Consider the following 12,127-nt stretch of genomic DNA (forward strand, 5'->3'; position numbering starts at 1 on the left):
CTTTATTCCGGGGTTCAAGACTGCATTCCGGGGTTCAGGAGCGCCAGCCCGGCTGGTATCCTTGGCTATCCATTTTCCGGAGGACGGCGGCTTGTCCCAGCAACAGACACCTTCACAGAACAATATATCGTCACAAGAAAGCACCGACGCAGCAACCGGCACTCTGGAGCGCTCAGTCGACCGGCTCTATAGCCTGATTGCCAACGAAGAAGACGCCCGTGTTTGCAAAGACATCCCGGCGGAAGCCTGCCATGTGGTACCTCGAAATTTCTTCCTGATTTTGGCAGCCAACGTGCTGACCAAGCTAGGCGACCTGCTGATCAGCCCCAAAACGGTGCTTGCTTGGTTGATGAGTGCCATTGGAGCACCCGCACTGGTGGCATGGCTTGTACCCATCCGAGAGTCCGGCTCCATGGTGCCCCAGATGATGATTGCAGCCTGGGTTCGCCGTAAGCCGGTGCGCAAATGGTTCTGGACTCTCGGCAGTTTTGGTCAGGCGATCAGTGTCACGGCCATGGCTGCTTGCGTCTGGTTTCTTGACGGCTATGCCGCCGGTAGCGGCATTATTGCCGCACTGATAGTGTTTTCCCTATCGCGGGGCTTTTGCTCTGTGGCCATGAAAGACGTGCAGGGAAAGTGCATTCCGAAAACCCGCCGGGGTAGGCTCTCGGGCCTTGCGGCCACCATAGGCGGCACCGCTACTGTTGTTTTAACGGTGTTACTGTTCTGGGAGCGCGGCGACCCCACTCTGGCATTTTATAGCCTGTTGCTCCTGCTTGCCGCTGCACTGTGGATCATTGCCGGGCTGCTGTTTGCCGGTGTAGATGAACACGACGGGGAGACCGGTGGCGGCGGCAACGCTCTCTCTGAAGCGCTACATAGCCTTTCGCTGCTGCGCGATGACGCACCCTTTCGAAACTTTGTTATCACTCGTGCTTTGCTACTGTGCTCGGCATTGGCCTCGCCCTATTTCGTGGTGTTGGCTCAGAAAGAGTCAGATACTGGTTTAATGCTTGGCGTATTTCTTTTGGCGAGTAGTTTAGCCAGTTCGGTATCCGCAAGCTTTTGGGGCTGGATGGCAGATACTTCCAGCCGGCGAGTGATGATTCGTGGCGCGGCTATTGCCAGTGCGGTGTGTTTGGGCGTTGGCCTGACCGCCATGTTTGCCGGCACAGGTGTCGGCAACGGCTGGTTTTACCCACTCGCCTTCTTTACATTGAGCATTGCCCATGCGGGCGTGAGACTGGGCCGGAAAACCTACTTGGTGGACATGGCGGGGGGCAACAAACGCACTGATTATACTGCCGTCAGCAATACGGTGATCGGCTTTCTGCTGCTTGCAACCGGCGGACTGACAGCGCTGCTCTCGCTGATATCAAACTCAGCGGTGATTGTGGTGCTTGGCTTGATGGGGCTGGCTGGTACTCTCAGTGCCATTCGGCTCAAAGAAGTGACCGAGGGCTAGGCTACCCAGCCCTCAACTAGCTATGTCAACCGGGTGCTTTGCCGTCGTTCAACGCCAAGGCGCCCTTTACAATGCGGTAGATGACCCATATCGCTATACCAATGAGAATGAACCATCCGATAATAATAAAGCTGGTTACAACACCAATAACGGTCCACAACAAGCCTATCCAGAAGGTGCGAATCTGCCACCGGAAGTGCGGCTCAACCCAGGTGCTGCGAACATCATCCAGCTTTATGTAATTGATGATTACACCCGCCAGTCCGGTAATGCCCCCTAGAAAAAATGATAACCCCTGAAGTATGTAGACAACAACCGCCAGATTACGTGCGGGATCAGTTTTGCGTGACAACTCATCCGCGCCTTCATCGACGGGAATGTACTCAGGATCAGCCAAGGCATCTCTCCTTTTTAAGTGTAATTCCAGAGTTTATCACAAGCCATTGAGCGGTTTTCCCAGCCTCCGGATCAGTGATTATCCGGACGGTATCCAAGCCGGAAGCCACCCCAATGCCGTCCATTCACATATATCGGTACCGAAAGGTCATGCATTACTTCGCCGGTATCGCGCCTATAGGTCTGCAGCAACATATCTTCGGTATGGCTGCCACAACGGATGCCTGTACGGTCATTAAACAAACGCTTGCTGCGACTGCGCACCAGATCAACATCTGGGTCACCGGTGGGCGCATGGGCAAAATCCCTGTTATGGGTGGGAATGTAGCCATCGGGAGCTGCGACAATCGCAAATACCAACGCAGGATGCGAAGCTTTTACCTTTTCCTGAACCTCAGGCAAAAACTGATCAGTAAACGCATCGAAGCTGCTTGAATATTTTGCAGGCTGAGTACCGGGAATCGGTTTTCTTGTTTTATCAAACAACATGTTTTCAGCGAGCTTGCCATCGCGCACAGCCTTCTCAAAAATTTCTCCGATCTGCCCAGCGCCAGCACGTGCCTGATCGTAAAAAAATCGGTGATAGCTGGAACCACTATTCAACGCAAAGGCAGCATTGCCTATTTCCGCTAGCTCCATCAACGTAGCGGCCTGTTCCGCAAGGGAAACAACGTTAGTATCACTTTCAGAGATCTGGTCCCTAACGGTTTCAATGGCAGAAAACACATGAGTTAGGCTAACTTCATTGTTCTGGTCAATTTCCGCAATGCGTGCCACCTGTTGCTGCACGCGATCTGACTGATCCCGTATTTGATCAAGCCGCTCGCCAACGGTTTCTACGGAACCTAAGCCCTCCTCTACACTGCGGGCTAGGTCTTCAATGCGAGTCACTATCAATGCTGTATCGGAGCGAATCTCCTGCAGAGTTTCTGCCACCTCACCTGTAGCCTGAGCCGTGCGCCCCGCCAGCTGCCGAACTTCATCGGCAACCACTGCAAAGCCGCGCCCCTGATCACCTGCCCGGGCCGCTTCAATGGCCGCATTCAGTGCCAGCAGATTGGTTTGCTCAGCAATGCCCTGAATGGTAGCGGTTACACCCTGAATTTTGTTGGATTTATCGTTAAGCTCTTGAATTAGCCGCAGGTTTTCACCGGATTGCTGATGTACAACTCGAATGCTCTCGATGGCCGCGGTCAGCGCCTGACGACCTTCGGTACTGGCCTGCCGATTCTGCAGGGCCATGGTGGAGGCTTCGGTTGCTTGTTGTGAGGATTCCCGCACGGTTTCCGTAATCTGCCCCGCATAATCTGCCATCTGGGCAGTTTCTTGAACTTGGCGCTCAAGCTGCACTTTGAGCTGATCGGCAGCGAAAGATACCTGCGCCGCTGAAATGGCATTTTTATCCGCACTTCCGGAAAGCGCCTCCACTAAAGCCCGCCCCGATTGGGCATCGGCAAGGAGCGCCTGACAGCGGGATCGAAGAGGGCTATTTTCGTCCAATGTGCCACTGTTCAAATCGTTGAGTCCACGGTCAGTCGGCTCCAAAACTCTAACAACCAGAAAGCCCGCAGCGGCCACAAGACCGATAACCAAGCCGATTACCAGCGATGTCGGGTCTAAACCTAACAAGGGCGCCACCAAAGCAGAGGCAAGCGCAAGAACGATACTAATTGCGCCTCCCCAAAACACAGTTGCACGATCAAGCAACCCCATAAAAACCTCGTCATTGTTATTGTTACTGATGGGTACACGGTTATCCGGCCAATTTAGAGACTAGGGAATTAAAGCGGGTTAATAACTCATACTTTAGTTGATTTAATGAATATAACGGCCTAATTAAATCTTTCTTAAACAAAAAAAACCGCAACCCCCGCGTGCCTTTTTGATCAGGCCGCCGAGTTTGCGGTTCTCGAGGAGGTTAAATCTTCGTTCAGGCGCCCACAACACCGTTATCGTTGCGGGTAACGATAACCGTTGCGTCCCGAGGGTGGTCACCTTCGTTTCCGAAAGGCCAGTCCTTCGCTGGGTGCTGAATATTCACAAACATCGTTTTAACATCCGGCGTGGTTACGACTCCAGTTACCTCACAACCCTGAGGCCCCACGAAGAAGCGCCTAATTTCCCGGGTGGCGGGGTTGGCGGCCAACATCATATTATTCTGATACGGCGGAGCGTCGGAGCCATCGGTTTGAATCCAAAGACGGCCGTTGTAATCAAACCACAAACCGTCTGGGCTGTTGAAGATATTGTCATCGGTAAGCGACACAACGACTTCTCCGTCTACGACCGTCTCTGTCCCCTGAGCCCCGCCAAAGACAAATATATCCCACTGGAAGCTTGTGGCTGCAAAGTCGCTGTTACCTTCGCTCCAGCGAATGATATGACCCGTGCGATTCTCTGCCTGAGGGTTTGCGGCATCAACCTGTTCCTCGGTGCGGTTGGAATTATTAGTTAGGGTGAAATAGACTTCACCGGTATTAGGATCAACCGCGCCCCACTCTGGACGGTCCATGGGTGTGGCCCCGGCAATATCTGCAGCCAAGCGCGTATTCAAAAGAACATCCGCCTGATTTTCAAAGCCCTCAAACTGAACACCGCCAACCATCGTGCCCTGTGCAGCTTCCACACGGGCCATAAACGCTGACTCATCAAGTGATAAAGAGAGCCAGTCTCCGGAGCCATCTTCGTTAAAACGGGCGACGTACAGAGTGCCTTCATCCAACAAGTAACCACTAGCGGTTGCGGCGTAGTATGGCCGCGAAGAAACAAACTTGTAGATATACTCAAAACGCGAATCGTCGCCAGAATAGCAAACCACCGGCTTGCCTTCTTCTACTGGCGCAAAGATCACACCCTCATGCCCAAAACGACCAAGAGCGGTGCGCTTCTGAGGTTTGCTTTCAGGTGTAAACGGATCGATTTCGACCATGTAACCGAAGGTGTTGGCCTCGTTACGATAGTCATCCACAGCGCTCTCGGCAGTGGGCGTTATGTTGAACCTAACGTATTGGTCATCGCCACCTTCGGCAAGCTCCCAATCGTAGCGACTGGCATTCCCTACGCCATGACGGGTTTGTTCCCGTGGTGGCGTTGCAGAGCCGTTAGCAAAGTAACCGTGCCAGTTTTCCTCCGCCGTAAGATAAGTCCCCCAAGGCGTCGAACCCATTGAGCAGTTGTTCAAGGTGCCGCGAGTTTGAGTGCCATCTTTACTGAAGCGCGTTGCAAGCTTCTGGTAACCACGCACCGGACCGCGAATATCCATCTCGGTGCCACCGGTAATCCTGCGATTGAAAGGGCTTCCGAACACAACATCCCAGTTGCCCGCACTGTCTTGTTTTATATGCACAACAGACACGCCGTGAGCAGCTACCTCCTTACGCACTTCATCGGTAGGGCGCATGTTATTCGAGGTATAAGTAGGGCCGTCTGGGTGCAGAGCACTTTGGTTGATGTACTCATGGTTCATCACCAGCAGCCCCTCGTCAGAACGGTTACCACCAGCTTTGAAGTCAATCGGAAAGAAATGCATCCCATCGTGGTGCATGCCTACCTGCTGTTCTTGATCCGCGCCCGAATTAGAGGCGTCGGCCCTAAAAGCCGGGTAGGAACCAGTAATCGGCGTTCCCCAAGGCAAGAACGCTTTGGCGGTATAGCCAGTAGGCACCACGACAGAGTTCGCAGTTGATACAGCCACCGCTTCAAACCCAAGCTCGGTTGTGTTGACCGTATCTCCTTCTGGATCGCCTGTTCCGGTTCCGTCATCATTCTTACTATCACTTCCACAACCCGCAAGCCCAACACCCATAAGGCTGGCCAGAGCTGCACCAACGCCACCTTTAATTAGAGTTCGACGCTGCATGCGCGTCGCGAGCACGTCTTGGAAGGCTCTGTTGCCGGCATGGTTCACAACAGGTTCGTAATCGGGATCCAGATAATTGGGATCAAGGTCATGCTTGGCCATATTTTGTCTCTCTTTGTCTTTCTCAATATTCAACAAACGGGGTGTTGTCGGAAAGGCAGTGTCGGCGGGAGAGATGACAATATGTGTACAGTAAAAAGACAAAACCGTTAATTTTTTCTAAAAGGCGAGAAAAAAGGCCCGAGCACAAGTCCGCGAGCCTTTTAGCAACTAGATCAGAGTAGGCTATGCCTAATCAGATTGCGATAAAACCGCACGAACTACTTTTGTATGCGTTTTTTTCGAGACAAGCCCAAACCTGCAATACCTAGCCCTAGCAGTGCTAATGTGCCCGGCTCTGGAACTGGCGTAGGACCAACAATCTGGCTACCAAACCCGAAGTGCAGGTTGTCAATTGCAAAGCCGGCGGGTTCAGAACCCACTAAGCTGAACTGAATTCCCGCGATACTGCTAACCTTGTCCTCAGTAACCAAGCCCAAAAACTCAATACCTAAAGCTTCGTTTTGGACTGAACCAATGACGTTACCATTACGGTCGAATGCTGTAATTGCAGTACCGCCAATAGCATCGAAATAGCCCCCTTCTAGTCCGACACCTGCTTGATCGGTACTGAACAAGATAGAAATTGCTCCGTTGAACGTCGGACTACCAGAGAGAACGGGAGAGGTGGGGTTAGCGGAATCTGTTGTTATAAATGTGTTGGGAGAGTTGGGATCTAAAGCCAGTGAGCCAACTGGTGAACCAACAACGCATCCTGTAAGGGCCGCGCCTATTGGGCATTCCCCCGCTACACCAAGGCGTTGCCCATCAAAAAAGCCGCCAAAGCTTACAATTGTTGAGCCTACACCTCCGTAATCTGCCGGGTTATAAGTAGGGTTAACGGTCATGGTTGCGAATTCGCTAAATGTGATCGACCCAGCATCAGGGTTAAACGCAGTTTCGTCTATCTTAATAACTCCAGCACTTACTACTCCAGATACAAAAAGGCTGGTAGCCATGCCTAGAGACATAAAACTCACTTTGAGGTTGTTCATTGTCAAACTCCTTTGACAGTTATATTTTTTATGCCCAATAACAGAAAGTTAGCTGCTGGATACAAACCGAGGTTTTTGATCTCTGCGAGCTGGATCACAGCACCATTCGGGCGCGAATTTTAAGCACCATCTACGCCAACAACTACAACCCCATGATTTAAAATAATAAAAAGATCTTCGCAATAGAATTGGCCGAGTAGCTGTAAAAAAATTCGACATATTTTTTAGTTTTCGATTTGGGAATGAAGGCAGCGGCGGCGGGAGAGATGACAATATGAGGACAGTAAAAAGACAAAACCGTTAACCTTTTTTCAAAGACTAACGGTTTCGATGTTCTCGAGGAGAAGCGCCCCAGCGCAGCTAAAACGCGCTGGAGCTAGAAAGCGAGCATCTAATCGCTTACTTGGTTACGTCGTCATAACCTTCTTCAATGGCGTCGCCTGCATCTTCAGCCGCATCGCCCATTTCTTCGCCAGCGTTCTCAACGCCTTCTTTCATTTCGCCTAAAACGCCTTCGTCTTGGCCTGTGGCCTCTTCGTAGGTTTCTTCAACCGAGTTGCCAGCATCGTCCATTATTTCTTCAGCGTTGTCCGCGGCTTTCTCAAAATCAGCTCCCTCATCTTCGGAGCTGCAAGCAGCAAGACCCAAAGTCAAAAACATAATAAAAGCGCTGAGAGTTAACTTATTCATCACATATCCCTCTGTTGGTAAACGTTTGTAACCGTGTACAGGGTAAGGCCATGTTCGGTGCCACACAATTACTTGCGGATTACCCTTTATTTAGCTAACGCCTATAAAACCGCCTTTAAAGACATGAAAAAGCCGGAAAATTCAGGATCGCGCCAGATAACCCACACCCTCGAACCCACCTTGTCATTTTGCGCCAACCTCCCAAACACCACCTATTATTGTTGCATTGACAGATTGTCCGACATAAATTACCAAAACGCGCACTGCAATGGAGAAAAACAATGAATGCAAAAACCTATGACACTGTCGGTTTAAAATCTGACTTAAAATCCGATCCAAAAATGGTGAATAACCCCGTACAGAACCCCACGGAAACCAGCGTTGCTGGAAAGTGGAAAGACCCCAAGCGGTACCTCTGGCTACTCGGCCCAGCTCTACCCGGTATAGGTTTGGCAGCGCTAACCGGTTACGCGATAGCACCTAAAAAGCTTAAGGCGCTTGCTTGGACTGGGCCTGCATTGGTTCATGGTGTTATTCCAGCGTTGGACCGCGCTATCGGAGAAGATAAGAGCAACCCCCCGGAATCAGCAGTCAGTTCCCTGGAGCAAGACAAGTATTACAACCGCATTGTTAAGGCATTCATTCCCACCCAATATGCGATGACGGTTATGGGTGCTTGGCTTGCTAGCCGCAAAAACACCCCGATTGAGGATAAGATTGGTCTGACGCTGACCGTTGGAGCCATCAACGGTGTTGGTATCAATACGGCACATGAATTGGGTCACAAATCAAACAAGTTCAATAAGTTGATGGCCATGGCTGCTTTGGCACCTACGGGCTATACCCACTTTGTGGTTGAGCATAACTTTGGCCATCACAAACGCGTCGCGACGCCGGAAGATCCGGCGAGCAGCCGTATGGGTGAGAGTTTCTGGAAGTTTTTGCCGCGTACTGTGTTTGGGGGCATCAAGTCTGCGGTGAAGATTGAGAAAGCGCGGCTTGAGCGAAAAGGCAAGAGTTTCTGGTCTTTGGACAACGAACTATTACAAGGCTGGGCCATGAGCGCTGGCTTCTTTGGGGCGACGACCCTAGTTTGTGGGCCACGGGCCGTTCCGTTCCTTGCGGCTCAAGCGGTTTATGGTGCCAGTTTGTTGGAGAGTGTAAATTACATTGAGCACTACGGACTACTGCGCCAGAAAGATAAAAACGGGAAGTATCAACGCACTCAACCTGAGCACAGCTGGAACAGTAATCACATTGTGACGAACCTGTTCCTGTATCAGTTGCAGCGTCACTCCGATCACCACGCCCACCCGCAGCGCAGTTATCAGGCCTTACGCCACTTTGAGAAGGCTCCCCAGTTACCGGGTGGCTATGCATCTATGCTGATGCCCGCTTATGTGCCGCAGTGGTGGTACGAGACGATGGATAAACGGGTGATCGATCACTACGAGGGGGATCTGAGCAAGATCAACTGGGACCCGGATCGTAAGGCGGAGTTGATGGCTAAGTATGCAGATTATGCAGCTGAGGTGGCGGCTAAGGCTGCTGCTCGTCGGGAGGAAGAGGCTAGTTCGGCCTCGGAGAAGGCTGCCTGACTCCAAACATTCGGAAACTCGATCTCGGGGTTGCTGGCCTCGAACTTTTGGTGCGGGCCGCCGGTGGGCTCTGCCTCTCAGGACACGCTGTAAATACATCCCTGTACGCTTGACGGCAGCATCCTTGCTGCCGACAGTCCTGAGAGGCAGAGCCCACCGGCAGCTTCAAACTTCGCAGCGCCTGCCTTACTTTCCTTTGAACACTGCTTCTCGCCGTTCGAGGAAAGACTGGATGCCTTCTTTTACATCCTCACTGACCATCACTGGCTGCAAATCCGGAAACAGTCGCTGCTTGGCGGCCTCCTGACCTTCGCTTACCGCGATTTTGGAAGATTTCAGGCTGCCTCGCACACCCAGAGGTGCCGCATTGGCGATCTTCTCTGCAATTTTCAGGGCAGCGTTGAACTGCTCACCCGGCTCGACCAACTCCTGTATCAAACCCCACTCATAAGCTTGCTCTGCCGTCCACTCATCGCCGGTTAGAAGGTAACGCTGGGCATTACCCCAGCCGATTTCACGCTGCAGGCGTATAGTCGCGCCGCCGCAGGCGAAGATGCCACGTTTGACCTCCAACTGTGCAAACCGGGTGCCTTTTGCTGCAACACGAATACCTGTGTTCAGCATCATCTCAACACCGCAGGTAAAACAAATACCCTGAGCGGCAAAAACCACAGGCTTGCTGAGGCCATCGCCGGTGATATGGAACGGATCCAGCTCGCCTTCCGCCGGTTCTATTCCCTTACCGTTTGCAAATACGCCAGCCCAATCATCTAACTGCAAACCACTGGTAAAGTGGTCGCCTTCGGCATACATCAGGCCCACTCTCAAATCGGCATCGTGTTCCAGCAGGTAATAAGCCGCGGCGATGTCGTGGTACATGGCTCTGTTCATGGCGTTCATTTTTTCGGGGCGGTTTAGCCCTATGAGCAGAATATGATTTTTCTTCGTTACCTTAACCAGTGACATTGATGACACCTTTTAGTTAGTAAACAGCTGTTCTTTCGAGGCGTTTGAGGGCCATCTCTTGAGCTGAAGCGCAAGCGGCGGACGGTACCTCCCGGGAATGTCGTTGGCCATGGATGGCCAACGCCAAGCCCTACATGGATGTACTCGCGGGCGTTTCCCGGGAGGTACCGTCCGGCGATTGTGGCTACTCCAAAATCAGAACCACTCAGCCTTCATGTTCAAACACGTGTCATCCATATTCCGCAACAACACCAAATCCTGAGCAACCGTTGGCAACTCCCAATGGAAGAAATACTGAGCAGCCTGAAGCTTGCCCTGATAGAAGTTACGCTCATCATCAGTATTGGCAGAAGCCAGTGCATTAGCCGCTGCGTTAGCCTGACGCAGCCACATCCAAGCTACAATGATGTGCCCGAACAGATGCAAATAGCAGGAAGCGTTCGCCAGAGTTTTATCCACCTCGCCGCTCATTAGCGATTTACCCAGATTTTGAGTCACTTTAACGGCCTGTTGCAGCGTCTCACTTAACGACAACGCCCACTGCTGACAGCGATCCGTTGTAGCTGCCTGCAAATCCACCTGCATTTCCTGCATAAGCAACTGCAATCCATGGCTTTGATCCTGCCAAATCTTACGGCCCAGCAAGTCCAGACCCTGAATGCCGGTAGTGCCCTCATGGATGGGATTCAAGCGGTTATCGCGCCAGCACTGCTCCACTGGGTATTCGCGGGTATAACCCGCTCCACCATAAACCTGAATCGCCAAGTCGTTAGCTTTCGGCCCATGCTCTGATGGCCAGGTTTTGATCACAGGCGTAAGCAGATCAAGCAGTTTGCCCGCTTCGATTCGTTTCTGCTCATCCGGATGGGTGTGTTGATCATCCATCAAACGCGCACCGTAGAGGCAAAGTGCTAACCCGCCTTCACTGTATGCTTTCTGAGCCAGCAGCATGCGGCGCACATCTGCGTGATCAATAATAGGTACCTGTGGGCTTTCCGGGTTCTTTTCCGACGCCTTACGGCCCTGCAGTCGGTCTTTGGCGTACTCAAGACTGTGCATGTAACCGCGATACCCAATCACCGCCGCACCAAAGCCTACGCCTACCCGGGCTTCATTCATCATCTGGAACATGTACTTCAGACCCTGATGGGGCTCTCCAACCAAATAACCGTGGCAAGGTGCATCATCACCAAAACTAAGCGCTGTGGAGGTGGTGCCGCGATATCCGAGCTTATGGATCAGGCCAGCAAGGCTCACGCCGTTACGATCCACCGGATTTCCATCGCTATCCACCCGGAACTTAGGAACGATAAACAGGGAAATGCCTTTTACACCGGCTGGCGCGCCTTTGATTTTGGCGAGCACCATGTGGACGATATTTTCGGTAATGCTCTGTTCACCACCGGATATATAGATTTTTGCGCCTTTGATAAGGTAGTGACCATCATCGGTTGGCGTGGCAGAAGTGCGAATGTCCGCCAAAGATGAGCCAGCATGTGGCTCCGTGAGGGCCATGGTGCCGCTGTAACGGCCACTGAGCATGTTGGGTAGAAAGCTGGTTTTTTGGGATTCGTTACCAAACACACGGATTAGGTTTGCCGCCGCTGTGGTCAGGAATGGATAACCTGCTGTACCTGGGTTAGCGGCGGTAAAAAAGCCGTTACAAGCTGCCATGACGGTCTCGGGGAGCTGCATGCCGCCCAATTCGTAGTCATAACGCCCCGCAATAAACCCCGCCTCGGCGTAGGCATCAAAAGCCTGTTTAACTTCAGGCAGCATTTCGACTTGGCCGTTTACAAACTTCGGCTCGTCTTTGTCTGCTGCACTGTTGTGATTCGCGAATTTCTCCCGGGCCATTTTATCGGCGGTTTCGATAACGGCCTCGAAGGTATCGCGATTATGTTCGTTAAAACGCTCACGGCTAAGCAGGCTTTCAGTGTCAAGAACTTCGTAGAGTTGGAACGCCAAATCACGGCGGTCTATCAGTGTATCGGTCATTTTTTCAGCTTCCGGATGATTGGCTGGAGAATTTCATTGTTATGCACAGGCTCTCACACCC

Annotated in this window: 9 protein-coding genes; 2 read left to right on the plus strand and 7 right to left on the minus strand. The window is 52.0% G+C overall.

The genetic code is table 11. The annotated features are described in order from the left end of the window. The first annotated feature begins 163 nt into the window (after nt 1-163). Nucleotides 164-1,465, plus strand: coding sequence for an MFS transporter (locus MWU62_RS02910; RefSeq protein WP_247113767.1), 1,302 nt, complete (start codon nt 164-166; stop codon nt 1,463-1,465). Between the two features lie 25 nt (nt 1,466-1,490). Here the strand turns inward: MWU62_RS02910 and MWU62_RS02915 are convergent, their stop codons facing one another. The 5 genes from MWU62_RS02915 to MWU62_RS02935 all read right to left on the minus strand — a co-directional run bounded on the left by MWU62_RS02915 (nt 1,491) and on the right by MWU62_RS02935 (nt 7,504). Next, nucleotides 1,491-1,862 (minus strand): hypothetical protein, encoded by a 372-nt coding sequence (locus tag MWU62_RS02915; RefSeq protein WP_247113382.1) that lies wholly within the window; start codon nt 1,860-1,862, stop codon nt 1,491-1,493. Between the two features lie 71 nt (nt 1,863-1,933). Next, nucleotides 1,934-3,574: a methyl-accepting chemotaxis protein gene (locus tag MWU62_RS02920; RefSeq protein ID WP_247113383.1), complete on the minus strand. Its 1,641-nt coding sequence runs from the start codon at nt 3,572-3,574 to the stop codon at nt 1,934-1,936. 217 nt (nt 3,575-3,791) lie between these two features. Beyond that, nucleotides 3,792-5,822, minus strand: a complete 2,031-nt coding sequence (locus MWU62_RS02925) for a PhoX family phosphatase (protein WP_247113384.1) — start codon at nt 5,820-5,822, stop codon at nt 3,792-3,794. Between the two features lie 218 nt (nt 5,823-6,040). Next, nucleotides 6,041-6,814, minus strand: a complete 774-nt coding sequence (locus MWU62_RS02930; protein ID WP_247113386.1) for a PEP-CTERM sorting domain-containing protein — start codon at nt 6,812-6,814, stop codon at nt 6,041-6,043. A 399-nt stretch (nt 6,815-7,213) separates the two neighbouring features. Next, a complete protein-coding gene (locus MWU62_RS02935; protein WP_247113387.1) occupies nt 7,214-7,504 on the minus strand; it encodes a hypothetical protein in 291 nt (96 codons plus the stop codon). Between the two features lie 341 nt (nt 7,505-7,845). Between MWU62_RS02935 and MWU62_RS02940 the strand changes: the two genes are divergently transcribed. Next, nucleotides 7,846-9,102 carry an alkane 1-monooxygenase gene (locus tag MWU62_RS02940; RefSeq protein WP_348645623.1) on the plus strand — a complete coding sequence of 419 codons (1,257 nt, stop codon included), beginning with the start codon at nt 7,846-7,848 and terminating at the stop codon, nt 9,100-9,102. A 186-nt stretch (nt 9,103-9,288) separates the two neighbouring features. On the opposite strand, the gene MWU62_RS02945 is transcribed toward MWU62_RS02940, so the two are convergent. Then, a complete protein-coding gene (locus MWU62_RS02945) occupies nt 9,289-10,068 on the minus strand; it encodes a crotonase/enoyl-CoA hydratase family protein (RefSeq protein ID WP_247113391.1) in 780 nt (259 codons plus the stop codon). Between the two features lie 195 nt (nt 10,069-10,263). Next, entirely contained in the window at nt 10,264-12,066 is a 1,803-nt protein-coding gene (locus tag MWU62_RS02950) for an acyl-CoA dehydrogenase (protein ID WP_247113392.1), read from the minus strand. Between the last annotated feature and the right edge of the window lie 61 nt (nt 12,067-12,127).

Source organism: Marinobacter sp. S6332 (genome assembly GCF_023016045.1).
Classification (GTDB): Bacteria; Pseudomonadota; Gammaproteobacteria; order Pseudomonadales; family Oleiphilaceae; genus Marinobacter.